At 62.9% G+C, this 24,637-nt stretch carries 18 protein-coding genes; 8 read left to right on the top strand and 10 right to left on the bottom strand.

Going from position 1 to position 24,637, the window contains the following annotated elements; translation table 11 throughout:
- Window positions 1-20: 20 nt before the first annotated feature.
- From L5849_RS00220 to L5849_RS00190, 7 genes are all read right to left on the bottom strand, one after another.
- Window positions 21-1,025 carry an alpha/beta hydrolase gene (locus L5849_RS00220; RefSeq protein WP_236923801.1) on the bottom strand — a complete coding sequence of 335 codons (1,005 nt, stop codon included), beginning with the start codon at window positions 1,023-1,025 and terminating at the stop codon, window positions 21-23.
- Window positions 1,025-3,295 (bottom strand): TonB-dependent receptor, encoded by a 2,271-nt coding sequence (locus tag L5849_RS00215; protein WP_236923800.1) that lies wholly within the window; start codon window positions 3,293-3,295, stop codon window positions 1,025-1,027. Before L5849_RS00215 ends, L5849_RS00220 begins: the two co-directional genes overlap by 1 nt.
- 69 nt (window positions 3,296-3,364) lie before the next feature.
- Entirely contained in the window at window positions 3,365-4,378 is a 1,014-nt protein-coding gene (locus tag L5849_RS00210; RefSeq protein ID WP_236923799.1) for an AraC family transcriptional regulator, read from the bottom strand.
- An 84-nt stretch (window positions 4,379-4,462) separates the two neighbouring features.
- Window positions 4,463-5,830 carry an efflux transporter outer membrane subunit gene (locus L5849_RS00205; protein ID WP_236923798.1) on the bottom strand — a complete coding sequence of 456 codons (1,368 nt, stop codon included), beginning with the start codon at window positions 5,828-5,830 and terminating at the stop codon, window positions 4,463-4,465.
- A gap of 2 nt (window positions 5,831-5,832) precedes the next feature.
- The gene (locus L5849_RS00200; RefSeq protein ID WP_236923797.1) at window positions 5,833-6,951 is read right to left on the bottom strand and encodes an HlyD family secretion protein; all 1,119 of its coding nucleotides are present in this window, start codon (window positions 6,949-6,951) and stop codon (window positions 5,833-5,835) included.
- A complete protein-coding gene (locus tag L5849_RS00195) occupies window positions 6,948-8,633 on the bottom strand; it encodes an MFS transporter (protein ID WP_236923795.1) in 1,686 nt (561 codons plus the stop codon). The genes L5849_RS00200 and L5849_RS00195 overlap by 4 nt, the downstream gene beginning before the upstream one ends.
- A complete protein-coding gene (locus L5849_RS00190; protein ID WP_236923794.1) occupies window positions 8,626-9,258 on the bottom strand; it encodes a TetR/AcrR family transcriptional regulator in 633 nt (210 codons plus the stop codon). The genes L5849_RS00195 and L5849_RS00190 overlap by 8 nt, the downstream gene beginning before the upstream one ends.
- A gap of 264 nt (window positions 9,259-9,522) precedes the next feature.
- Between L5849_RS00190 and L5849_RS15860 the strand changes: the two genes are divergently transcribed.
- Window positions 9,523-9,645 carry a hypothetical protein gene (locus L5849_RS15860; protein WP_255703634.1) on the top strand — a complete coding sequence of 41 codons (123 nt, stop codon included), beginning with the start codon at window positions 9,523-9,525 and terminating at the stop codon, window positions 9,643-9,645.
- 5 nt (window positions 9,646-9,650) lie between these two features.
- Here the strand turns inward: L5849_RS15860 and L5849_RS00185 are convergent, their stop codons facing one another.
- Window positions 9,651-11,660 (bottom strand): TonB-dependent siderophore receptor, encoded by a 2,010-nt coding sequence (locus L5849_RS00185; protein WP_236923793.1) that lies wholly within the window; start codon window positions 11,658-11,660, stop codon window positions 9,651-9,653.
- Window positions 11,661-11,764: 104 nt separating this feature from the next.
- Between L5849_RS00185 and acs the strand changes: the two genes are divergently transcribed.
- From acs to L5849_RS00165, 4 genes are all read left to right on the top strand, one after another.
- Window positions 11,765-13,714 carry an acetate--CoA ligase gene (gene acs / locus L5849_RS00180; protein WP_236923792.1) on the top strand — a complete coding sequence of 650 codons (1,950 nt, stop codon included), beginning with the start codon at window positions 11,765-11,767 and terminating at the stop codon, window positions 13,712-13,714.
- Window positions 13,715-13,821: 107 nt separating this feature from the next.
- A complete protein-coding gene (locus L5849_RS00175) occupies window positions 13,822-15,021 on the top strand; it encodes a diguanylate cyclase (RefSeq protein ID WP_236923791.1) in 1,200 nt (399 codons plus the stop codon).
- Window positions 15,022-15,060: 39 nt separating this feature from the next.
- Entirely contained in the window at window positions 15,061-15,534 is a 474-nt protein-coding gene (locus L5849_RS00170; RefSeq protein ID WP_236923790.1) for a low molecular weight protein-tyrosine-phosphatase, read from the top strand.
- Window positions 15,521-16,327, top strand: coding sequence for a fructosamine kinase family protein (locus L5849_RS00165; protein WP_236923789.1), 807 nt, complete (start codon window positions 15,521-15,523; stop codon window positions 16,325-16,327). The genes L5849_RS00170 and L5849_RS00165 overlap by 14 nt, the downstream gene beginning before the upstream one ends.
- On the opposite strand, the gene recG is transcribed toward L5849_RS00165, so the two are convergent.
- Window positions 16,324-18,387: an ATP-dependent DNA helicase RecG gene (recG, locus tag L5849_RS00160; RefSeq protein WP_236923788.1), complete on the bottom strand. Its 2,064-nt coding sequence runs from the start codon at window positions 18,385-18,387 to the stop codon at window positions 16,324-16,326. The genes L5849_RS00165 and recG overlap by 4 nt on opposite strands.
- Window positions 18,388-18,508: 121 nt before the next feature.
- Between recG and L5849_RS00155 the strand changes: the two genes are divergently transcribed.
- Together L5849_RS00155 and mfd are read left to right on the top strand one after the other, a co-directional pair.
- Window positions 18,509-18,787, top strand: coding sequence for a succinate dehydrogenase assembly factor 2 (locus L5849_RS00155; RefSeq protein WP_115416593.1), 279 nt, complete (start codon window positions 18,509-18,511; stop codon window positions 18,785-18,787).
- 116 nt (window positions 18,788-18,903) lie between these two features.
- Entirely contained in the window at window positions 18,904-22,395 is a 3,492-nt protein-coding gene (mfd, locus tag L5849_RS00150; RefSeq protein WP_236923786.1) for a transcription-repair coupling factor, read from the top strand.
- On the opposite strand, the gene L5849_RS00145 is transcribed toward mfd, so the two are convergent.
- Window positions 22,392-23,714, bottom strand: a complete 1,323-nt coding sequence (locus L5849_RS00145) for a bifunctional diguanylate cyclase/phosphodiesterase (RefSeq protein WP_115417871.1) — start codon at window positions 23,712-23,714, stop codon at window positions 22,392-22,394. The genes mfd and L5849_RS00145 overlap by 4 nt on opposite strands.
- Window positions 23,715-23,845: 131 nt before the next feature.
- On the opposite strand from L5849_RS00145, the gene L5849_RS00140 reads away from it, so the two are divergent.
- Window positions 23,846-24,628: an NAD kinase gene (locus L5849_RS00140; protein WP_115416591.1), complete on the top strand. Its 783-nt coding sequence runs from the start codon at window positions 23,846-23,848 to the stop codon at window positions 24,626-24,628.
- The last annotated feature ends 9 nt before the right edge of the window (window positions 24,629-24,637 follow it).

The raw sequence follows: 24,637 nt of genomic DNA, 5'->3' as shown, positions 1-24,637 counted from the left end.
TCCCTCTCCTTCAGATTGCCCTATGGTTTTGCGAACTCCATCTTCCGATGAAGGTAATCGGCGATCCTGCGACGCATGTCCTGAGCGGTGTCGAGCACTCCGAAAGACAGGAAGGCGTGAATGGTCTCCTCGGCACAGTGATGGACACTGTCGACACCGGCGGCCCGAAGCTTGTCGTGATAGGCGATGGCTTCGTCACGCAAGGGATCGCACCCCGCCGTCACGATCATCGCGGGGGCCAGATTCGCGGGGACAGGTGCAAGCAGCGGCGAGATGCGCGGATCGCCCGCCAGGCCGACATTTTCACCGAGGTAATTGTCACGCGCAAATTCGATCGCTTCGCTGACCAGGAAATAGTCGCCCTGCCCGAACCGCATACGAGACGGAAAGGTGGCGTGAGCGCTGGCAATGTCGGTCATCGGATAGATCAGGACCTGACAGGCCAGAGGCGGAACATGGCCGAGGGCGGATTCCCGTGCGAGCACCGCGGCGAGATTACCCCCGGCACTGTCACCGATTACCGCGAGCCGATCGGGATCGCCGCCGATGCTCGCGCCGTGGCGATGGAGCCAATCCAGCGCGCATAGCGCATCGTTCAGTCCGTCGGGGAAGCGGTGTTCGGGAGAAAGCCGGTAATCGAGGCTGAGGATAGCAACCTTGCTCAGCGCAGCCAGCGAACCGGCCAGCCCGTCATAGGCGGGAATTCCCCCGAGCGACCAGCCGCCCCCATGAAGGAACAGCGCCAGCGGTGCGGGTGCGCCATCGGCAATCGCCGGCCGATAAAGCCGCGCACTGCGTTCCCCATCGCCGCACGGCACGGCCAGATCGACGACCTTCGCCGGTGCGATGTCGCGATCGGGACCGCGAAAGCGATCGAAGACGGCATCGGCGAAAGCTCTCGACGCCGCCATGCCTTCCGCTTCGATGCGCGGCGTCCATTCGCTGCGCATCGCATCGTAATCGCGCAGCAGCGCCCGGGACTGCCGGTCCAGCGGTCCCTGTTCCTCAGGCGTGGTCCGGGTCATCAGAAGCGCAGGACGAAACGCAGATCGTAGGTTGCAGGTGCGCCGTAGAAGCCAAGCTGCACCCCCGGAAAATCGGCCAGGTTGAAGCCCTGAACGCGCACGGCATTGTCGGTGAGATTCTCCACACCGGCACGAAGTTCCCAGCGCTCGTCCAGATCGCCGATGGCCACGAACCCGTTGATGCGTTCATAGCCGGGTTGGCGCAGCACTGGAGAATCCGTGATCTCCGTCGCCACTTCCGACCGGTACGATCCGTCGATATGGATCGTCAGAGCCAGATTGTCGGATATCGGCCGCTGCCAGGTCGCGCCCAGGCTGGCGTTGAAATCGGGCGCGTTGACCGGGCGCCTATCGCTGACGTCGGTAACCGCACCGCCGACCAGAATATCGAATTCGCGATACTTCGCATCGAGCAGACCGAGCGATCCGGTCAGGGTTAGCTCGTCGGTCGGGCGGGCGGAGAGCTCGAGTTCGGCGCCATAAGCGCGCGACGACGCGGCATTGGTGAACAGGCTGACGAACACACCGGTCACGGGATCGGAGCCGAAGGACGTCACCTGAACATCGGTATAGTCGTTATAAAACAGCGCGGCATTCACCATCAGGCGGCCATCGAGCCAGCTCGTCTTCGCCCCTGCCTCGTAGCTCCAGACATATTCCGGACGGAACGGTCTAAACCCGAAATCGGTATTCGCGCGCCCGTCGAACCCGCCGCTCTTGAACCCGCGCGAGGCGGACAGGTAGACCATGGCATCCGGTGTCACGTCATAGCTGATCGAAGCGCGCGGCGTGAAGGCCTCGAAGCTCGCCTCGCCGGAGATCGGGGTTCCGGCTACACCTACGCCCATCAGGAAATCGGGCGTGTTCTCGATTACCGAGACCGTGGGATCGAAGAAGTTCTCGAACAAGCGCGCCGAGGTGCGGTTTTCCCAGGTATAGCGCGCACCGGCCGAGAGGGTGAGCCGCGGGGTTAGCGCATAGGTGAGGTCGGCGAAGATCGCATAGCTATCGGTCTTCTGGCGGGTTTCCGCCAGGCTGGATGTCGGGAACCCGAAAGCGGTGACCGGAAAGCCGAACAATGTTGCCGCGCCATTATCGACCCCTGAAAAGGTCGTGTCGTCATCGTGGAAATAATACAGGCCAGCAGTCAGGCTGAACCGGTCCCGATCGTCATAGGTCAGCCGCAGTTCCTGGCTGAACTGTTCCTGTTCCTGAAGCAGCAGGATATCGAGGATGGGCAAGGGCGATCCATCGGTGTCGAGATTCAGGTCGAATTCGAACGACCGGAAAGCCGTGATCGATTCCAGCGTGATCCGGTCGCTGGCATCGAAGCGGCTGGTCAGTGCGAACCCATAGCCGGTCTGATCGTTGAGACCGTTGGCATTTACATCGACACGGTAGGGATCGTCCGATGCTGAATAGGTGATGTTGCCCGTCCCATCGAAACCGGTGATCGGCGTTTGGCGCACGGGGCTGCGCGAGGTATCCGGCCGGTCGATCCGAACATCGCCGCTGAGCAGGAATTCGAGAGTGTCGGTCGGCTGGAACAGCAGGGTCGCGCGGCCCGCAAATGTTTCGACATCGCCGTCATCTTGGCCGGTGACGCTGTTGCGCGCATACCCGTTCCGCTTGGTATAGGCTGCGGCCAGTTTGCCTTTCAGCACATCTCCCGCGATCGGGCCGCTGATCCGGCCCTTGGCGGTGACGAAACCGAAATTGCCAGCCCCCGCCTCCATATATCCCGACAGGTAATTGGTCGGCCGGGTAGACACGAACTTGATCGCACCGCCGATCGTGTTGCGGCCGTAAAGCGTGCCCTGCGGCCCACGCAGGACCTCGATCCGTTCCACATCGAACAGTTCGAGAAACGCCGCCTGCGAGCGGGCAATGAAGACATCGTCGACATAGACGCCGACCCCGGGATCGGCGAAGGCGAGCGAATCGTTCTGGCCGACACCGCGGATATAGATAACGGCATTACCGGCATCGCCCTGGTCGAGATACAGATTGGGCGTGGCATACTGGATACCCGACAGCGTATCCGCCTGGAGGTTCGAAAGCGCTTCGTCGTCGAAGGCGGAAATCGCGATGGGCACTTCCTGAAGCGATTCCTCACGCCGGCGGGCGGTGACGATGATGGTGTTCGCTTCCTCGGCAGTCGGTTCGGCCGTCGGCATTTCCTGCTGCGCCAAGGCCGGAAGGGCCTGGATCAGGGCCGTAGTGGCACACAGGGTGCTTACGAGACGCGCCCGCTTTTTCGCGATATTCATAGATGTCCTCCCATTCGGCCGCGTCTATTCGGCGTCCGTTATTTGCGGGAGACAGTGCGCGGAAGCCGGCTACGGTGTCGAGGACGCGCTCGCGCAATCAGAGAGGACATTTTCGCTCACAGTATCGGCGGCAAAGCGCGCGGGGGTCGTTCCGGTCCATTGCTTGAAGGCCCGCGCAAAACTGCGCGCGTCGGCAAACCCGAGCAGGTCGGCGACCGCTTCCGGCGAGCGCCCCGCCCCCAGCAGGCGCCTCGCGCGGCGATCGAGCATCTCGGCCCGGAGCTGGCGGAAACCATGGCCGGTCTCGGATAGCTTTCGGCGCAGGGAGGCCACGCTCATGCCGAGTGCTCTTGCGACCTGGCCCTGATCGTCCAGCCCGCTTTCAAGCTTGCTGCGAACTCTTGAGACCAAGTCGCCCGGCTGGTGTGCATCCGCTCCATCCGAGCGAGCCAGAGAGGTCAGGATGCGATCATAGACGTCGATTGAATCGAGCGTCTGAGCCGTAGAGCCAGGGGCGAGATCGCCTGCCGCTCCGGCGTATTCAAGCATATAGGCTGGCGCTCCCAACCGGACGGGCACCGACCAGTAGCCCAGCATGGCATCGCCTCCGCGCCGGGATCGGCGACTGTGTACCGCGCGCAGATGCGAGGTCAGCTCGCGTCCTGCCCACATCTCCAGCAATGTGTGAACGAAGATCAGGACTCCCTCCATCACCGTCGCGCGGGTCGAAGGGCCGCCAGCGAAGGTGAAGGGAAATTCGGCATCGTCCATCCGGTAGAGGATGCGGTTGCCCTGTCGTTCGATACGATTGTAGCTCCCGCCGTGGAGGAGATTGTAAGTCTGCGCGGAAAGGCGCATGGCATCGGCGAGGCTGGCCGCATCGCGAATACGTTCGCCAACGAGATTGGTCGCACCGAGCAAGAGCGGCCTGCTCGACAGAGCGCAGGTTTCGTCCTCGATTTCCGCCAGCCGCACCCGCATCATGCCGAAATATTCGCAGGGCGACAGATCGGGATCGATGGCGGATGCGCCATCCGCCGGATCGCGATGCTCACCCTCACCGATGGAAGCTCGTCCTGGCATCGCAAAATGCTAGGTCCCTGCCCCACAGGCGTCAATTGTCCACCGGATTTCCTGCTGCGCCGAGAAACGGCACGCCGGTCCTGCTTAGCCAGGCGCGCCGCCGACTGCCTGATACAGCCCGACAAGCGTGGTGAGTTCGTCCGCCCTCGTCTGGACGAGCGAGAGCTCCACGCCCAGCAAGGCACGCTGGGCATCGACCTGCTCGATATAGGGTGTGTAGCCCGCTCGATACCGATTGCGGGCATGGCGTAGCGCATCGGCAACCGCCGCGCGCTGGGCCTGAAGGGCGGTTTCCTGTTCACCGAGATGCGCCAGTACCGCCATGCGGTCCTCCACTTCCCGCAAGGCATTGAGCACGGTCGAACGATAGGCCCATGCCGCTTGGTCGCGCTGCGCGGTGGCGCCTTCGAGTTGAGCTTCGAGCCGCCCGCCTTGAAAGATCGGCGCCAGGATACTGCCGCCGAGCGACCAGATGCCGATGGGGTTGGCGAGCAGATCCGACAGGGCGACGCCTGCTTGGGCACCGAGATCGATCGACGGCAGGAAATCGGCTCGGGCCGCGCGCATATTCGCATCCGCGGCCACGATCCGATATTCCGCAGCGGCAATGTCGGGCCGACGCCGCAAGAGCTCGGATGGAAGAGCTGCCGGAGGTGCGGGCGCGCGCAAATCGTTGAAAGTCCCGCCGCGCTCGATTTCACCCGGCAACCGGCCGGTCAGCACTGCAAGGGCGTTTTCCTGCCGCGCGATCTGCGCTTTGAGCTGGGGAACCAGTTGCGCCGTCGCCTGGTATTCGGCCTCGGCCTGTCGCAATTCGAGTTGCGAGGTGTAGCCGACTTCGGCCCGGTCGCGCGCAAATTTGCGTGCCTGGCCACGAGCGTCGAGAGTCTGTTCGAGCACCGCCAGACGAGCGTCGAGTGCGAGCAAGGTGATGTACCCGCTGGCTGCGGCTGCTGTCACCGATAGGCGCGCGGCTTCGGCGCCAGCGACGCTCGCGGCAACACCCGCCTCCGCTGCATCGATACGCGCGGCGTTCTTGCCGAATAGATCGATTTCGTAGGATGCGCGAAACGCCGGTTGCACGGCTACCGATTCCTGCGCTCGCCCGAACGGCGAAACCTCGCGCCGAATACCGCCGTCGACCCCCACGCCCAGCGCAGGCAGAAGCAAGCCGCGCGAGCCGCGTTCGGTAGCGCGCGCTTCCTCCACCCTAGCTACGGCGAGCTGCACATCGGGATTGTTGCGGCGTGCTTGCTCGACAAGTCTGGAGAGCTGGGGGTCCCCGAAGCTTTCCCACCAATGGGTTTCGACAGGCACGACCACGCCCAGCGACGTGCGCCAATCGGCGGGGGGAACAACTGCCGCGCCTGGTGGCGCATCCTGCAGCGTCGGGGCGCAGGCGGACAGGAACAGTGCAGAAGTTGCAAGATAAAGACTGGCTCGGCGGATCACGGTCAATCCTTCGTGTGAACGGTTGCGATGACAGACATGCCAGGGCCAAGCCGCGCCGCTGCGTCCTGCCCAGGATCGAGAACGATACGCACGGCGATGCGCTGCGGAACCTTCACGAAATTGCCTGCGCCAGTGTCCGGTTTCACCAGGCTGAACTCACTGCTTGCCGCCGGAGCGATGCTTTGAACGCGCCCGGTGAGTTCGAGCCCGCCAAGCGCATCCACCTCGAGTGTGGCACGTTGCCCCACAGCCATGTCCGCAGTCTGCGTTTCCTTGAAATTCGCCACCACCCACAATTCGTCCGGGACGATGTACATGAGCTGCGTACCGGCGGTCACCAACTGGCCCACGCGGGCAGTCACTTCGCTTAGCCGGCCCGGACGCGATGCACGGATTTCGGTGCGCGAAAGTTCGAACTCGGCGAGCCCCTTGGCGGCCTGGGCACCGGCGACCTGCGCTTCCAGCGCGCGTCGGCCCACATTCACCGATCGCACATTCTCGAGCGCGATGGCACGCTGCGCCCGTGCCTGCCGAACAGCCGCTTGCGCCTGCTGGAGAGCGGCCCGTGCCTGATCGCGCTCACGCAGGGATACCGAACCCTCACCGACCAGTTCGGCAATACGGTTCATGTCCGCCTGCGCCCTTTTCAAGGCGGCTTGGGCACTCGCCACTGCGGCGTCCTGCAACTCGACTTGGGCCTGGGCCGACCGCAGGCTCTGGTCGCTGTTTGCCAGCGAAGCCTTCTGCGCGGCAGTATTGGCCGCACCTTGCTGCACTTTTTCCCGGAACGGCGTGTCGTCGATCCGGGCCAACAGGTCGCCTTTCTCAACGCGTTGGAAATCGGTGACCGGCACGTCGACGAGATATCCCGCGACCTGCGGACTGACCACTGTCGTCCGGCCACGGACATAGGCATTGTTCGTGGTTTCATCGCCACCCGCAAAGGGGGGGAGATTCCAGGCAAAGAGCGCTGCGAGGATACCGGCCAGAATAAACAGGACCGCAACGCCTATCCGGCGCCGCGACGCATTGGGAGACCAGCCCTTGTCGGTTTGCGCTTCAAGGGATTCGTCCTCGTTGACCTCGGCGTCTGCCACAGGCGGAAGAGCGGAATTCGTCATTTCCTTGTCCTTGCAAGCATGGCCTCGAGAAAGGCCAGTTCCTTGGCGAGCGGATTGCGCCCGCGAATCTTGTTGATGAGCCAGGGCATGGCCAGAACCGCGAAAGTCGCGGCGGCCAGCGTGCCGATGAGAAAGAAGACATCGTTGAACGCGAGTACGGCGGCCTCACGCCCCACCTGCTGCGAGATGTTTGACGCTGCCGCTTGCTGTTGCAGCGCGGGGTCTGCCTGCGCGGGAGCGACCCGCTGTACAGCATTCGACAGAGCCTCCGCGAACTTTGAATTGCCAAGTGTCAATGTGCTTCCGGCATCGATGAGATGCGTTTTCAACCTGATGGTATGGAAACCGGACAGCAGCGAGATCCCCGCGAGCCCTCCGATCGATTGCGAGAGCGAAAAGACGGCGATGAAGCTGATCACATAGCTTTGCCCCGCCGCCAGCGCACGAAGCATACCTTCCATCATGATCGGACCCATGGCGAAAACCGCAGCGAATGCGATGGCCGCCTGGGTGGCATACAAATCCTGCGGGCGCGTCATCACACCGGTTCGCGTATCGGCGAATGCAGCCACACAGATCACCGCCACGGCAAAGAGAACCGGCCGCGTGAGATCCTTGGGGTCGAGCCGGACGACGGAAAGGACCACGCCGCCGAACGTCGCACCGGCGAGTATCCAGAAATATCCCGTCAACTGCTCATTGCCATAGCCCAACGCGGCGAACAGGCCGCTTGCCCCGAAGCCCTGTTCGGCGACGAGAATGCGGACCGTCGCGCCGATCGCTGCAAGACCCAGAATGGCGCGGCTCGACAACCAACTAAGGTCCAGCATCGGGCTTTTGCGGTTGGCCTCGATAAGAAAACACCCGCCGAGGCCGACGATCGCTGCCACGAGAGCATAGCCGAGCCACGGCGTGTCCCACCACTGGATACGTCCCTGGACGAGGAATGCGCACAGTGCCCCCACCCCCAGCATGAACAGGGCGATACTGGGTATGTCGAGCTTTTCGAAAGTGCCTTTGCGCAAGCCAGGCGGCAGGCGCAGCCAATAGACCAGGCCGAAACCCAGCAAGGACATGGCGAACTGGAACTGGAAGACGTGATCCATATCGCCATCCACGAGAAGCGCGGGCGATATGGCGCGCGTCAACGGGAAAGCGAATTGGATGAGCCCAAGCGAGATAATGAGGCCGCCGACCCGCAAGGCAGGCGGCAACCCTTGCATGAGATAGTAGACCGAAAGTGCGGATAGCCCGCTCGCGGCAATTCCCGCGACTGCCCGTGCGGCGAGTTCCGGGTAATAGCCAGGCCCCATCATCTGGACGAAGTTGGCGGCCACCAATCCCGCCATGGCCCAGCGAACGAAGGGCTGAACGCCATACTCCTGCCGAACGCGAAACAGCAGCATGCTCATACAGGCATAGGTCGAATAGAAGGCAACGGTCAGCCACCCCTCCTCGACCGGAGTCAGCGCGAAACCGGCTCGCAAGGCGGGTGAATTGGCGATCAGGAAACCGTTCTGCGCGCCCCCGATCAGGCCCAGCAGGATGCCGATCCCAAGATAGGCCGCGCGCCGCCCCGGGGGATGATCCGGGTTTGCCGGTGATCCGGGGAGGATCGGCAGCTCGTGCGGCTTGAAGCGATAGCCGTCCACGTCATCGACAAGGGAGTGGCGGTCAGTCACCCGGCAATACTCCGTCGATCAGGGTCGTCACCAGCGCCTCTTCGAATGCCGCATCGTCCGCCAGGCTTTCGACAAGCCTGGCCAGCCGTTCGCGCCGCGCGACCGTGCTGGCCGCCGAATAGATGAAATTGGCGATCCGGAACTGCATATGCGAAGGCGGGTTTGCAACGCTGGCTGCCGCGGATTGCGCCAGCTCGAAGAAATGCCGATGGAGCGGCGTCGTCAGTTCGTTGAGAAGCCACCGGGATCTATCGGTATCGACAGTGATATCGCGCAACAGCAGGCGTGGTACTTCGGGGCGCGCCAGAAGGTAGGCAAGGAACGCTTTCATCGAATATCGCAGACGTTCGGCGTCCGTCTCCGCCTCGGCATTCGAAAGCGCATGGGCAAGGGCATCCCGCAAGTCGGAGGCAGCGTCCGACACGATAGATTTCCACAGACCCGCCTTACCGCCGAATCGATAGGAAATAAGCGCGACATCGACATTCGCGTCGGCTGCGATTTCGCGCAGCGATGTGGCCTCATACCCTTGCGCGGCAAAGCGCAGCAGCGCCGCCCTGGACAAGGCCTGACTCGTGTCCTGTTCGGTTTGTCGAGGCCGCCCGCGGCCGCGTCGCTGCGCCATCTATCACTCCTTGGAGGAGGGGATATAGGGCAGCCGAACGTATATTCAATACACGTTGAATATTTACTGCGGCTCGCAATCTCGCCATGCGGGGCTGGAAGTGCAGGCCAAGACACGAGCCATATTGCAACGCCGCACATGCGTGCCATCTCCAACAGTATTGTCGGACGTCCAGCTCCCCTTCATCGTACAGCAAGCATCCATGCGCGATGGCGCGCGCGTCGCAAGCCTGCGGCGTTCGAAATAAGGGACGGAAATCAGTCGATGCGACGCGCAACCATCGCCGCACTTCTCACGGCAACGCTTATCCTCGGCGGATGCAACACTGTTCGCGGGCTTGGCGACGATCTGAAATCGGTCGCAAATGCGGTCGATGAGGAGACCTGAGCGCTCTAGAACCCGAACCGCACCCCGCCCCACACGGTGCGCGGAACGCCCAAGTCGATCGAACCGCCCTGATTGCGCGTGACGATCGTTTCGCCAACCAGATTCTCGCCGCGAAAGACGAGGGATATCCCGTCCGAGATCGGAACGCTGGCGAAAGCATCGAGCGTCGTTACGGCGGGTAGAATATCGGTTTCCAGATCGTTCTCGAACTGCGCGCCGACATGGCGCAAGCTCATGGAAAACACCCAGTTCTCTGCCGGTCGGTAAGACAAGGTGGTCTCGCCAACGAAGCGGGGCGTCTGCGACGGACGGTTTCCGTCGAGGGCAGCGGCAAAGCCGGACCCTTGCGATTCCGCATCGGTCCAGGCCGCGGACGCTATCGCATCGAAACGCCCGAACCTCGCCGACGCGGAAAGCTCGACACCGCGTGCGTGGATTGCATCGATATTGCGGCGCTGGCGCAAATTCGTACCGATGGTGACATTGGCGATAGCGTTCTTCACGCGATTGTCGAAGGCGGTGAGCGCGATCGCCACCCCGTCGGCCGGGGTCAGATCGACACCGGCCTCGACCCCCTCGAGCCGTTCGTTTTCAAGGGCCGCATTGGCCTCGGTCACGATTGGGAAGACGACGAATGGCCGGTAGAGTTCGTTCAGCGTCGGCAAGCGCAAGCCCGAATAGGCCGCCGCGCGCAGAGCTATCGCATCGCTGGCCCGAAGAAAGGCACCGCCCCTGAACGAGGCATCCCACCCGGCCCGGTCGGAATAGGCACGCGATACAAGCGAAAACCCGTCACCATCGCGCTCGTCGAAGAATCCGTCACGGATGGTCCAGCGGTCGAGCCTGGCGCCCGCGGTCAGGACGAGCGAGCCGATCGTCCAGTCATTCTCCACGAACAGGCCGAGATCGGTGTTGGTGCCGCCGGCATTTCGCCGAGCGCGGACCGCGCCGGTAAAGGCGCTGATCGCATTCTCGTACAATTCCCCATCCGACCGGCGATAATCGACACCCAGCCGCAAGACATGCGCGTCGCCAACCGGTGGGCGCAGTTCGAGCTTGCCGCCAAGGCCCGTGGCCGGGGTGTTCCGCTGGTCGAGGACCGGCACGAAGCGCGTGGAGGAGATGATCCGATTGGTGAAGTTGCGCGCCTGGATATAGGCAATGGCATCGAACTGCCACGCGCCGCGCCCGACCAGGCGCAGGCTGGCATCCTGCCCTTCGATAGTGCTGTCCGCACCTTCGAAGCGGAGCGTCCGTTCATCGCGATAGGCGAGCCCGCGAAACTGGAGTTCGATATCGTCTGCCAGCGGCGCCACTCCGCGTATCTGCGCCGACCAGCCATCGAAGGCCGCCCGCGCGGAGAAAGGAACGCGATCTGCCCCGGGAGTTGAGAAGAACCCCTGCCCGCGATCCCATCGACCCGATGCGACGAGAAAACCGCTACCCAGCCGTGCTGCGGCAGTGGTCGAGACTTCGGTCTCTCCGCGATCATTGGCAAGGACGTGCCCGGCAACGCCTTCCAGAACATCGATCCCGGCGCTTTCCAGTTCGATCGTCCCGGCCAGCGCCCCGGCGCCGAACGGCCCGGAACCGCCACCCCGCGTGACACGGATCTGTCCCAACCGCTCCGGCGCGAGCGCGCTGAACGGGATGTAACCGAAAAAGGGATCGCTCATCGGCACGCCATCAAGAAGCACCAGGGCGCGGCTGGTCGCATTACCGCCTAACGCACGCAGCGTAGCGCCCTGAGCCGAGGCATTGGCCGAACGGCTGTCCGAGCGGCGGAACTGCTGGAATCCGGCAATTGACGACAGGGCATCCTCGATCCGTCCCGAAGGCACCGACAGAAGCGTCTCGCGGTCGATCGTCCGTGTGTCGTAAGCAGGCGCGGCCGGTGTTTCGCCCAGACCTTCGCCAGTGACGACGATCACCTGTCCACCATCCTCGGCCGCAAGCGGTGTCACCATGGCCAGCGCAAGGCCGGTACCGGCCATCCAATATCGGGAAATAGGCATCGCTCCGCCTCTTAACGGGTGATCCTCGGCAATGCGAGAGCGAGCTAGGCGATTGCACCTTCGCGGCGATTGCCTAGAGATGAGGGTGGAAGAGGAGAGATGAAATGGCCGACGCAGGTGAGCGTGCGGAATGGGTCAAGCGGCCCGCCGCAGCGATTGAAGGGACAAATTGCACGCTCGGGGATTATCAGTCTCTCTATGCGCGCAGCGTCGAAGACACGGACGCATTCTGGGCCGGCCAGGCCGAACGTCTCGACTGGTTCGCTCAGCCGACGAAGATCGCCAACTGGTCCTTTGATCCGGTGGCGATCAAATGGTTCGAGGACGGCGCCCTCAACATTTGCCACAACGCGGTCGATCGTCATGTCGATGCGGGCCATGGTGATCGGCTCGCGCTAATTTTCGAATCCGATGCACCCGATGGCGGAGTCCGCCGTATCACCTATGCCGAATTGCAGGCCGAAGTCATTCGCATGGCCAATACGCTCAAGGCGATGGGCGTCGCAAAGGGCGACCGGGTCACGATCTACATGCCGATGGTGCCCGAAGGCGCCTTTGCCATGCTCGCCTGCGCGCGGATCGGCGCGATCCATTCGGTCATATTCGGTGGGTTCAGCCCCGAGGCGATCGCGGGCCGGGTGGAAGATTGCGAAAGCGACTGGATCGTCACTGCCGATGAAGGGCTGCGCGGCGGCAAGCATATCCCCCTAAAGGCCAATGTCGACGCGGCGCTGGAAAAGGTAACGGTGAAGGCAGTCCTCGTGCTGCGTCACACTGGCGGCGATGTTTCGATGACCGAGGGCCGCGATCACTGGTATCACGAACTGTCGGCAGACGGCGCTGCCGAATGCCCGTGCGAGCCGATGAACGCGGAAGATCCGCTGTTCATCCTCTACACATCGGGTTCGACCGGGAAACCCAAGGGCGTACTTCACACAACCGGCGGCTATGCCGTTTGGACCGAAACCACCTTCCGCTACATCTTCGACTATCGTGAGGGCGAAGTGTTCTGGTGTACGGCGGATATAGGCTGGGTCACCGGTCACAGCTACATCGTGTACGGCCCGTTGTTAAACGGGGCGACAGCGGTGATGTTCGAAGGCGTTCCGACCTATCCAGACCACGACCGCTTCTGGGCGATATGCGAAAAGCACAAGGTCAACATCTTCTATACCGCCCCGACCGCGATCCGCGCCCTGATGCGCGAGGGTGAAAGCCATGTGCTGAAACATGATCTTTCGGCCTTGCGGCTGCTCGGCAGCGTCGGCGAACCGATCAACCCGGAGGCGTGGCGCTGGTATCACGAGACCGTCGGCAAAGGCGAACTCCCGGTAATCGACACTTGGTGGCAGACCGAAACCGGCGGCTGCATGATTACCACCCTTCCCGGTGCGCACGATATGAAGCCAGGCAGCGCGGGCCGCCCGTTTTTCGGGGTCTGTCCGCAATTGGTCGATAATGAGGGCGAGGTACTCGACGGGGCAACCTCGGGCAATCTGTGCATCACCCGCAGTTGGCCCGGCCAGGCCCGGACGGTCTATGGCGACCACGAGCGGTTCGTGCAGACATATTTCAGCACCTATAAGGGCAAGTATTTCACCGGAGACGGCTGCCGCCGGGACGAAGACGGCTATTACTGGATCACCGGACGCGTCGATGACGTGATCAATGTGTCGGGCCACCGCATGGGCACCGCCGAGGTGGAAAGCGCGCTGGTGCTACATCCGGACGTGTCGGAGGCTGCGGTCGTCGGCTACCCGCACGACATCAAGGGCCAGGGAATCTATTGCTACGTTACGCTCAATGCGGGTGTCGGAGAAAGCGAGGAACTGACCGCGGAACTGCGTGCACATGTGCGCAAGGAAATCGGCCCGATCGCAACCCCCGACCACCTCCACTTCACCTCTGCCCTTCCCAAGACCCGCAGTGGGAAAATCATGCGCCGGATCCTGCGAAAAATTGCCGAAAACGAATTCGGCTCTCTGGGCGACACCTCAACCCTTGCCGACCCGGGTGTTGTTGCAGCCCTGATCGATGGCCGACGAAACCGATAGCCGGGCTCCTGCCCCGGAAATCCCGACTTCCGTGTGAGACGCATGGAGTTATAGGGCGATTAACCCCGATTGTGGCATAGGGTAACTATGTACGAGGCGCGGCTACAATGTGGATCGTAAAGCAGATCGTTTCGCGTACTCCTAAATCGGGCTGGCGCGGTTTCTTTCTCATCGGCTGCGTCGTCCTTCTCGCTTTGCTTCTCGCAGGCACGAGCTGGAGTGCGTGGCGATCCTCGATAGAGCGTGCCGCTGCCGACGAACGACAATACAATACCATCGAGGTCCTGTTGGCGACCGGTAGATTGCGGGCCGCAGCACTGCAGCAGATTCGCGGTGGACGAGGATATCTCCTCACGGGAAACCCCCTTTTTCTCGAGCCGCATGCCCTTGGCAGGCAAGAGGCCGAGACGGCACAGGTCCAGCTCGCTGAGCTAGTCGGAAGCGATAGCGAGCAACAAGCGCGTGTTGAAGCGCTCGCTATACATCTTGCGCATCTGGACGCGGCCAGCGGGTCGATGATCGACAGCATGGGAAAAGGCGAGTCGCGCAATGCGTTGGCCACCATGCGCAGCGGGAGTGACCGCGATGCGATAGAAGCCATACTGCGCACTCTCGACGCGATCGAGGGCGCCGAACGCGCAGCATTGGACACCCAGACCGCGATCGCGCGACAAAGCGCCATAGCCAATGAGCGCTACCAATACCTTCTGGCCATCGCTGGCCTTGGCCTGCTCGTCCTATCGATCCTCGCAACCATCTATGTGCGAAGAGCACTCGATGCCGAGTATGCTGCGCGAAAGCAGCTCAAGCACTTTGCATCGACCGATCCGCTGACGTCCCTGCCCAACCGTCGAGCTTTCATGGAGGCCGCCTCTCAGCATATCAGACAATCGCTAGGCGACCCCGAGCGCAAGCTCAGTCTGGCTATTTTCGATATCGATCACTTCAAGCGCATCAACGATCGATTCGGCCATCCGGTTGGCGACGAGGTTATCAAGGAGGTCGGCCAGAGGGCGATCTCCGCGCTGCGCAAGCACGATTTTGTCGGCCGGATCGGAGGCGAAGAATACGGTGTCCTCCTCCCACGCACCGACCTTCAGACCGCCCACACCGTTTGCGAGCGTCTGCGTGAAGCCATCGCCGGTTCGCCGATCGTCCGGAACGACGCGATCATATCGTTCACGGCCAGTATCGGGATCACCGAGCTCTGTCGCGATGACGATGTCGACCACCTTCTGGCCCGCGCGGATTCAGCCCTTTACGACGCGAAAACCGGAGGACGAAACCAGGTCCGTGTCGCAGCCTGACCCTTGCGCCTCGTGATATGGGCGGCCTAAGCGCGCTCCATGGCAAAACATCGCATATTGTTCGTCTGCCTCGGCAATATCTGCCGGTCTCCACTTGCCGAAGCGGCCTTCAAGAAGGCCGCGGACGAAGCCGGGCTGGACGCCGAAGTCGAGAGTGCCGGGACCGCCGACTACCATGTCGGCGAGCCTCCCGACCCGCGCAGCATCCAGGAGGCCGAGCGTCGCGGGATCGACATAACCGGATATCGCGGGCGACAATTGGGCGCGCGCGATTTTCACGAGTTCGATTTCATTCTCGGCATGGACCGATCGAACATGACCGACATCGCTCGCATCGATCCGGGCGACGGCAAGGCTCGGATCGCGATGCTACTCGACCTCGTGGCGGGCCAGGAGGGGCGCGAAGTGGCCGATCCCTGGTATGCCGGACCGGAAGGCTTCGCGACGACATGGCACGAAGTCGATGCCGGTGCCCGCGCCTTGCTCGCGGTACTGCTCGATGAAACGGCTTGAGGACGCCGTAGAGCGTATCTGCGGGACGCAGGTCGCTGCGACCCAGCCCCTCGCAGGGGGCGATATTTCGGGAGCGTCTAGAGTAACGCTGGCAGATGGCCCCAGCGTCGTGGCCAAGCACGGCCCACTGACCGACAGGGAAGCGGCGATGCTTCAGGCCATGGCACAGCTTGGCGCGCCCGTTCCCGCGGTGCTGGGCACGATGCAAGGCTGGCTGGTCATGCAGGATGTGGGAGCCTCGCAGCGGTTCGATGATGCGGCCTGGCGCTCTCTCGCCCATGCCCTTGTCCCGTTGCGGGGCGCCGCGCAGAACAAGAGTTTCGGTTGGCATGAGGACTACGGATTCCGTGATATCATCGTTCGTAACGCGCGCCGTGCCAACTGGGTCGAATTCTGGCGTGAGAACCGCTTGCTGTGCCATATCGCAGCGCTCGACGTGTCGCTTGCTCGCAGGGTCGAAGCGCTGGCATCGCGCTTGGCGGGCCTGATCCCCGAAGGGCCGGACATCAGCCTGCTCCATGGCGATCTGTGGGGCGGCAATGTCGTCTGGAACGGCACCAGGGCATGGCTGATCGACCCTTGTGCCTATTACGGCGACCGCGAGGTCGATGTGGCCGCGCTCACCGTTTTCGACAATCCGCCCGCTGCGTTCTTCGATGGGCTTGCGCTGGAGCCGGGGTGGCAGGACCGCCTGCCGATCTATCGCCTGTGGATGTGGTTGGTCCACGTCCGCCTGTTCGGCGACAGCTATCGTGCAGCGGCAGAGCGCGATCTCGACGCGCTGGGTTTCTAGCCCCCCCGCAGCGTTTTCACCCCGAAATCCCGCTCGAACAGATAGAGCAGCACCCGCGCCGCCTCGCCTCGCTTGCCTTCCAGCCCGCCATCGCGTTCCATCAGCAGGCGCGCATCGTCATAGGCCTTCGGCAGCAAATCGGTGATCTGCTCCAGGCTCGCGACGCTGAACGGCGTGTCACCGGACTGCCGCGTCCCGAGCAACTCACCTCCACCGCGCAGGCGCAAATCCTCTTCGGCCAGATAGAAGCCATCCTGGCTTTCGCGCATCAGGGCCAGGCGCTTCTGCGCGGTTTCCGACAAGGTTTCGCCGTGCAGAAGGACGCAAAAGCTCTTCTCGCTCCCCCGCCCCACACGGCCGCGTAGCTGGTGCAATTGCGCCAGACCGAAACGCTCGGCCTGTTCGATTACCATCAGCGTCGCATTGGGTACGTCGACCCCGACTTCGATCACCGTGGTCGCCACCAGAAGCTTCGCCTCGCCGCGGGCAAAGCGCTCCATCGCCGCATCCTTGATTTCGGGTGCTAGCTGGCCATGAACCATGACCACATCCTCGCCGAACCGCTCCCTCAGCGCTGCATAGCGCGCTTCGGCGGCGGCGATATCGTCCGGCCCGTCCATTTCCCGCACCATCGGGCAGACCCAATAGGCCTGACGGCCCTCCGAGATTTGGGCGGCCAGTCGCTCGACCAAAGCGCCGATCTTGGCCTGGCCCATCACCACCGTGTCTATCGACTGCCTGCCGGGAGGCAATTCGTCGAGCTTGCTCACGTCCAATTCGCCATATTGCGCCAACGTGAGAGTGCGCGGGATCGGCGTCGCGGTCATTGCAAGCACATGCGGAGCGCGCTTGCCCTTGCTCGCCAACATCAGCCGCTGGCCGACACCAAAACGGTGCTGTTCGTCGATCACCACCATGGCAAGGTTCTTGTAAGCGACCTTGTCCTGAAAAATCGCATGTGTGCCGACGACGATGTCGATACTGCCATCGAGCAGGCCCATCAGCGTCGCCTCGCGCGCTTTGCCCTTGTCCCGGCCAGTCAGCAGCGCGACCCGTGCGCCGGTGGGTTCGGCCATTCGGCGCACGCTGTCGAAGTGCTGGCGTGCCAGAATTTCGGTCGGCGCCAACATGGCCGCCTGCGTCCCGGCCTCGACAGCGATCAGCATGGCTTCGAGCGCGACCACCGTTTTGCCGGCGCCGACATCGCCTTGCAGCAGCCGCAGCATCGGGGCTTCCTGCGCCATGTCGCCCTCGATCTCGGCGATCGAACGCCTTTGCGCGCCGGTCAGCGGAAATGGCAGCTCGAGCCTGCCGCGATAGCTGCCATCGCCCCGCAAGGGCTGCCCCTTGCGCTTGCGATTGTCTGCCCGCACCAGCATCAGCGCCAGGCTGTTGGCGAGCAATTCGTCATAAGCCAGCCGGTCGCGCGCGGATGTATTTTCCCCCTTATGCGTCAGCACGAGCGCATCGCGCCAGGTGGGCCATCCCTCCTTGTCGAGCTGCGAGGGCTCGATCCATTCGGGCAGTTCGGGCGTACGCGCCAGCGCCTGTTCCACCAGCCCTGCGATTTTGGGCTGGGTCAGTCCCTCGGACAGGCGGTAGACAGGCTCACACAGCCGCTGGAGTGTCTCGCCGCCTTCCTCGACCACATGGTCGGGATGGACGATCTGGAGCATGTCGCCGAACCTTTCCAGCTTGCCCGCCACCCAGCGCGTTTCGCCCACCGGCAACTGTTTCTTTGCCGTATAGAAAGCACGGCCGAAATAAGTCAGCGCGAGGACATTGCCCACGCTGTCCTGTGCCAGCACGCGATAGGGCGCGCGTGGGGACCGACCGCCGCGATGCTCCGTGACGGTCAGCCTGACCACGATCTGCTCGCCCTCGCCCGCCTCGTCGACATCCTCTACCGCCCGGCGCGTGACGAAACGTTCGGGCAGGTGATAGTCGAGATCGCGCACCCGCGTCAGGCCGAGCCGGTCGAGCGGTTTTTTCATTTTCGGCCCAACGCCCTCGAGCGTTTCCGTCTCGGCAAACAGCGGATTGAGAATATCGGGGCGCATGGCCCTTCCATAAGCACTATCGTCATCCCAGCAAAAGCCGGGATCTCCCACGATCCGCTTGGTGCTTGTGGAAAGAGATCCCAGCTTGCGCTGGGATGGCGTGCAGGATAGTCGCCCCCCCATGCCCGATCTGCTCACTTTCGAAGGCCGCAAGCAGCGCGCGAAATTCCGCGCCTGGCACCGCGGCACGCGCGAGGCCGATTACATGATCGGCGGTTTCTTCGATCGCTATCATGCCAATTGGGGTGAGGAAGAGCTCGCCTGGTTCGAAGCCCTGCTGGAAGAAGACGATGTCGATGTGATGGCCTGGGCGCTGAAAACGCAGCCCGCACCGCCGCGCTTCGAGGGCGATCTCATGCGCGCGATGCAACAGCTCGATTACGTCGATATTCCGCGTTGACGCCCTGCCTCCGGGCACTATCTCGCCACTGACGAATTTCCCCAGCACCCCTTCCCGTCCGGGCGGGGGGCAATCGTGCGTGTGCAGCCCGCAGCGCCCCGAACGCCAGGACACCGATGCCCGACCTTTCCCGTATCCTGAAAGCCGATACGCCCCTCACTCTGGCGCAGGTCGCGCGCGGCGCACAGCCGCTCGTGATGGCCGACCTTGCCCGAGCCAGTTCAGGTCGCGCGGTGTTCATCGCGCCCGACGATGCGGCGATGCGCGGGATCGTCGATGCAGCGGCCTTTTTCGCTCCCGAACTGGAAGTGATCGAATTCCCCGCATGGGATTCGCTACCCTATGACCGCGCCAGCCCTGCCCTCGCCATCAGCGCGCGACGGCTGGCTGCGCTATTCCGGCTTCAGGCTGGCAAGGCCAAGGCACAGCTCGTTGTCACTACGGCCAACGCCGTACTCCAGCGCGCGCTCACTCCGTTTCGCATTCGCGAGAGCGTGCGCGAGTTCAAGCCGGGCATCGAGATCGGGCGCGAAAGCCTATCGCTGCTGCTGCAGAAACAGGGCTACAGCCGGAGCGACACGGTGATCGACAAGGGCGAATATGCCGTACGCGGTTCGATCGTCGACATTTTTCCGAGCGGCATGGACGAGGCGCTGCGGCTCGATTTCTTCGGCGACGAGCTGGAGAGCCTGCGCACCTTCGATCCCAATACGCAGATAAGCACAGGGCGGCTCGACTCGCACCTGCTGCTCCCGGCGAGCGAAGCGCTGCTCGACGAGGACAGCATCAAGCGCTTCCGTGGCCGCTATCGTGAGATGTTCGGGGCGCATGCAACGCAGGACCCGCTTTACGAAGCGGTCAGCGAAGGTCGCCGCCTTGCCGGGATGGAGCACTGGCTGCCCCTGTTCGAGGAGAAGTTGACGACGCTTTTCGATCACTTGGGCAAGGACGACCTCGTCGTGATCGACCAGGCGTCGTTGGCGGCCGCCGACGAGCGTGTAAGAGACGTGGCCGACTATTACGAGCAGCGCACGGCCATCACCGGGCAGACCAAGGGCAATTACCGCCCTCTCGAACCTGATGCGCTCTACCTGACGGGCGAGGAGTTCAAGCAGGCTCTCGCCAGCACGCCTGCCCACCGCGCCACGCCCTTCGATGAACCCGAAAGCGATAGCGTTGTGTCCTTCGGATTCCGGTCAGGTCGCGATTTCGCGCCCGAACGCGCACGCGGCGACAATGTCTATCCGGTGCTGGCCGAGCATCTGAAGACGCTTTCGAAAACGGGCAAACGGCCATTGTTGGCGGCCTATTCGATGGGCAGCCGCTCGCGCATCGCCTCGATTCTCGAGGAAGCGGGTACTCCGGTGCAGCTAGCCGACACCTGGCAGGAGGCGCTGGGCCTGTCGGCCAAAGGCAAACCGGCCGCGATGGTGCTGCCGATCGAGGCCAGCTTCGCGAACGACGAGATGGAGCTGCTGACAGAGCAGGACATTCTCGGCGACCGGCTCGTCCGCCGCAAAAAGAAACGCAAGGATGCAGACGCCTTCCTCGCCGAATTGCAGGCCCTCAGCGTCGGCGATCTCATCGTCCACACCGAACACGGGATCGGCAAGTATCTCGGCCTCGAACCGATCCCGGTGGGCAAGTCGAAGCACGATTGCGTCCAGCTCGAATATAAGGGCGGCGACAAGCTGTTCATTCCGGTCGAAAACATCGACGTTCTCAGCCGCTATGGTTCATCCGAAGAAGCAGTCATGCTCGACCGGCTGGGCGGCGAGGCCTGGCAGAAGCGCCGCGCACGCCTGAAAGAGCGCATCCGCGAAATCGCGGGCGAGCTGATGCAGGTCGCAGCCCAGCGCGCGCTCAAGAAAGCACCGGTGCTGGAAGTGGAGGATGGGGCGTACAACCAGTTCCTCGACCGTTTCCCGTGGGAGGAAACCGACGATCAGGAACGCGCGATCGAGGACGTGCTGCGCGACCTTGAAAGCGGCAAGCCGATGGATCGCCTCGTCTGCGGCGATGTTGGCTTCGGCAAGACCGAAGTCGCGCTACGCGCTGCTTTCGTCGCGGCGATGAACGGACAGCAGGTCGCGGTGGTCGCCCCCACCACTCTTCTCGCGCGCCAGCATTACGAGAATTTTGCGAATCGTTTCCGTGGCTTTCCGCTCAAAGTTGGCAGGTTGTCTAGGCTCGTCCCGGCCAAGGAAATGAAGGAAACGCGCGAAGGTCTTGCCGATGGCCAGGTCGACATCGTGGTCGGCACGCACGCTATCCTTTCGAAGCAGACCAAGTTCAAAAATCTCGGCCTAGTTATAGTCGACGAGGAACAGCGCTTCGGGGTCACACATAAGGAAAAGTTGAAACAGCTCCGCGCGGACGTGCACATGCTCACGCTTACCGCCACACCGATCCCGCGCACGCTGCAAATGGCGATGACCGGTCTGCGCGAACTGTCCACCATCCAGACCCCGCCGGTCGATCGCCTGGCGGTGCGTACCTATGTCATGGAGTGGGACGACATGGTGATGCGGGAGGCATTGCTGCGCGAACACCATCGCGGCGGACAGAGCTTCATCGTCGTGCCGCGCATCTCCGACATGGAAGCCATCGCCGACTGGCTGCATGAACATGTGCCCGAGGTAAAATTCGTCTCCGCTCACGGCCAGATGAGCGCGGGCGAGATCGAAGAGCGGATGAGCGCCTTCTACGAGGGCAAATACGAAGTTCTCCTCGCCACCACCATCGTCGAGAGCGGGCTCGACCTGCCGAGCGCCAATACGATCATCATTCACCGCGCCGACATTTTCGGCCTCGCCCAGCTCTACCAATTGCGCGGGCGCGTCGGTCGCGCGAAACTGCGCGCCTATGCCTACCTGACCTACGCCTCCGATACGCAGTTGTCCGAAGTGGCGGAGAAGCGCCTGAAGGTGCTGGGCGATCTCGACAGCCTCGGCGCGGGCTTCCAGCTCGCTAGCCACGATCTCGACATTCGCGGGGCCGGCAATCTGCTCGGCGACGAACAATCGGGCCATATCCGCGAGGTCGGGTTTGAACTCTACCAGTCCATGCTCGAGGATGCGATCCTTGCCGCGAAGGCCGGTGAGCTGGGTTTGGAAGCCAAGCCCGAGAAAATCAGTCCGCAGATCACGGTCGATGCCCCGATCATGATCCCCGAGGATTACGTGCCCGACCTGGCAGTACGCATGGCCCTGTACCGCCGCCTCAACGATGCCGAAGACAAGGCCGAGATCGAGGCGCTCGCCGCCGAAATGATCGACCGGTTCGGCGACTTGCCGCCCGCGACGGCGAATTTGGTCAAGCTGATCGAAATCAAGCACCAGGCGATCGAAGCCAATATCGCCAAAATCGATGTCGGCGCGCAGGGCACGCTGGTTACGTTTCACAATGACGACTTCCCCGATGGGCCGGGCTTGATCGCCTATGTCGACCGGCTTCAGGGCACCGCCAAGCTGCGCCCCGACATGAAGCTAGTCATCAGCCGCGCGTGGAATTCGCCCGAAAGCAGGCTCAATGGTCTGTTCCAGCTCACCAAGGGACTATCGGGTATCGCAAGGAAAGCGAGAAAGCGCGACAGGAAAGCAGTTTAACTCTCTACGATTTCGAGAAATTCATCAGCGCTCATCGGCTGGGCGCGCAGAAACCCTTGATAGGATTCACACCCTTCGTTGCGCGCCAAATCGCGCTGCGCCTCGTTCTCGACTCCCTCGACCAGGACTTTCAGATCGAGCGCCACGGCCATTGCCAGTATGGCGCGAAACACGGCAAGGTCGCGCTCGTCATCGAGCACACCGTCGAGCATCGAGCGATCCAGCTTGATGCAGTCGATCGGCAGGACCTTGAGATAGCGGAAGTTGCAGAACCCCGCGCCGAAATCGTCGAGCGCGATCCGGATGCCGAACAGTTTAAGCTGGTCGAGCACGCGGCTGACACGGTCGAGATCGGCAAGCAGAACCTGCTCGATAATCTCCAGCGTGATTCGTTCGAGCGGAAAACCGATCTCTTCTGCCATTCCGGCGAAATCGAGCGCGAAATTGTCCGCTGCAAGATCTGCGGGCGTGATGTTGAGCGAGAGCCGCAAGCCGTCCGGCCACTCGCGAGCCTTCTCCAGCGCGCGCCTGGCGATGTGCCGCGACAGATGCGCTACGTGGTCGGCGCGTTCGGCGATCTGGAACAAGGTTCCGGCACCGATCCGGCCGATGACCGGATGATCCCACCTGGCCAATGCTTCGGCACCAACCATCCGATCGTCTGCGAGTGCATATTGCGGCTGGAACAGGATCTCGATCTCGTTGCGGTCGATCGCTTCGAGAAGGTCGGCCTCGAGCTGCTGGTTGGACCGCCCGGCGCGGGCCACTTGCCCGGTCGACCAGTCGATCCGTCGCCGATTGCTTACGCGCATGCGCGCGGCCACTTCGGACAAGCGGTCGAGCACGCTGTCGGGATCGTCGTTTTCGGTCACGCGCATCAAGGCCAGTCGCGGCCATAGGCGCAAGCTCGCCCCGCCTTCCGGATTGGCGATCGGCATCGCGATCGCGTCGGCCAGCGCTTCGGCCAGCCACTGCCAGCGTTCGCGGCTGCATTCCTGCCGCGCGACCAGCAGGAAATTCCCGCCGCTCAGCCGTGCCGCGAACCATGCGCTCGAGCTTTCCAGCTCGTCTCCCGCGAAATGCTTGATGCGCTGCGCGATCTCGACCAGCGCGCCATCACCGGCAGTCTCGCCGAACGCGACGTTTACCGTGTCGATCCGGCCAAGCGTGATCATCATCGCCTGCATCGGGCAGGCGATCGATTTGTGCGGCCAGTCACGCTGCCATTGCGCGATGGTTTCGCGCGCTTGCGCCTGATCCGCCAGGCCGGTGAGCGTATCGCGGGTTTCGTAGATCATTTCTTGGGACAAGCTCGCCATGCAGCGTTCCTTATCGCGGCCTTCGCCGAGCTTTGCCAGTTTTTCCGGCATGTTGCCAAATGGGACGCGCAACCATAGGTAGCGCGGCGTGCCCGGATAGCCTTGGCCGGGACGGGAGGATACGAGGGACGATGTCCGAATTCAGTCGTTTGGCTCTGGTCGTGTCCGACGCGCCGTTAGCGCGCGAAGCCGCCGAAACCGAATTTCGCAATGTCACGGACTGGGTGCCGCTGGACGAAGCCGAGGCCGTGGTGGTGCTCGGTGGCGACGGGTTCATGCTGCAAACATTGCATGGCATGCTCGATTCGGGTCGGATCATCCCCGCTTACGGCCTCAACCTTGGCACGGTCGGTTTCCTGATGAACCGAAACCGCAATCCCGAAACCCTGGTCAAACGGATCAATAAGGCCAAGCCGCACCATATCGCCCCCCTGCGCATGTGCGCCGTCACGCAGGACGGCAAGAAGCATACCTTCTGCGCGATCAACGAAGTCAGCCTGCTGCGCGAAACGCGCCAGACCGCCAAGCTCGAAGTGATGGTCGACGACAAGGTGCGGATCCCCGAACTGGTCTGCGATGGCGTGCTGCTCGCAACCCCTGCGGGATCGACCGCCTACAATCTCTCGGCCGACGGGCCGATTTTGCCGCTCGATTCCAACTTGCTGGCACTGACTCCGATCAGCCCCTTCCGCCCGCGCCGCTGGCACGGGGCGATCCTGCCCGACCGCAGCCGTATCTCGCTGCGCGTGCTGGAAGAGGAAAAGCGGCCGGTCTCGGTGGTGGCCGACCAGCGCGAACTGCGCGACGTCGCCCGGGTCGACCTCGAGATCGCGCGCGACAGCGAATTGACTCTGCTGTTCGACCCCGGCCATGCACTCGACGAACGCATTGTGGCCGAACAGTTCGTGGTCTGAGAACACTTT

It is taken from the genome of Erythrobacter sp. SN021 (assembly GCF_021864455.1).
The sequence above is the reverse complement of the archived record's forward strand: the minus strand, read 5'-3'. Positions and strand labels throughout refer to the sequence as shown.

What these genes read in the sequence shown, in the direction of transcription:
- L5849_RS00220 (WP_236923801.1), bottom strand. Translation starts at nt 1,025, where the DNA reads ATGACCCGGACCACGCCTGAGGAACAGGGACCGCTGGACCGGCAGTCC.
- L5849_RS00215 (WP_236923800.1), bottom strand. Translation starts at nt 3,295, where the DNA reads ATGAATATCGCGAAAAAGCGGGCGCGTCTCGTAAGCACCCTGTGTGCC.
- L5849_RS00210 (WP_236923799.1), bottom strand. Translation starts at nt 4,378, where the DNA reads ATGCCAGGACGAGCTTCCATCGGTGAGGGTGAGCATCGCGATCCGGCG.
- L5849_RS00200 (WP_236923797.1), bottom strand. Translation starts at nt 6,951, where the DNA reads ATGACGAATTCCGCTCTTCCGCCTGTGGCAGACGCCGAGGTCAACGAG.
- L5849_RS00190 (WP_236923794.1), bottom strand. Translation starts at nt 9,258, where the DNA reads ATGGCGCAGCGACGCGGCCGCGGGCGGCCTCGACAAACCGAACAGGAC.
- L5849_RS15860 (WP_255703634.1), top strand. Translation starts at nt 9,523, where the DNA reads ATGCGACGCGCAACCATCGCCGCACTTCTCACGGCAACGCTTATCCTC.
- L5849_RS00185 (WP_236923793.1), bottom strand. Translation starts at nt 11,660, where the DNA reads ATGCCTATTTCCCGATATTGGATGGCCGGTACCGGCCTTGCGCTGGCC.
- acs (WP_236923792.1), top strand. Translation starts at nt 11,765, where the DNA reads ATGGCCGACGCAGGTGAGCGTGCGGAATGGGTCAAGCGGCCCGCCGCA.
- L5849_RS00175 (WP_236923791.1), top strand. Translation starts at nt 13,822, where the DNA reads ATGTGGATCGTAAAGCAGATCGTTTCGCGTACTCCTAAATCGGGCTGG.
- L5849_RS00170 (WP_236923790.1), top strand. Translation starts at nt 15,061, where the DNA reads ATGGCAAAACATCGCATATTGTTCGTCTGCCTCGGCAATATCTGCCGG.
- L5849_RS00165 (WP_236923789.1), top strand. Translation starts at nt 15,521, where the DNA reads ATGAAACGGCTTGAGGACGCCGTAGAGCGTATCTGCGGGACGCAGGTC.
- recG (WP_236923788.1), bottom strand. Translation starts at nt 18,387, where the DNA reads ATGCGCCCCGATATTCTCAATCCGCTGTTTGCCGAGACGGAAACGCTC.
- L5849_RS00155 (WP_115416593.1), top strand. Translation starts at nt 18,509, where the DNA reads ATGCCCGATCTGCTCACTTTCGAAGGCCGCAAGCAGCGCGCGAAATTC.
- mfd (WP_236923786.1), top strand. Translation starts at nt 18,904, where the DNA reads ATGCCCGACCTTTCCCGTATCCTGAAAGCCGATACGCCCCTCACTCTG.
- L5849_RS00145 (WP_115417871.1), bottom strand. Translation starts at nt 23,714, where the DNA reads ATGGCGAGCTTGTCCCAAGAAATGATCTACGAAACCCGCGATACGCTC.
- L5849_RS00140 (WP_115416591.1), top strand. Translation starts at nt 23,846, where the DNA reads ATGTCCGAATTCAGTCGTTTGGCTCTGGTCGTGTCCGACGCGCCGTTA.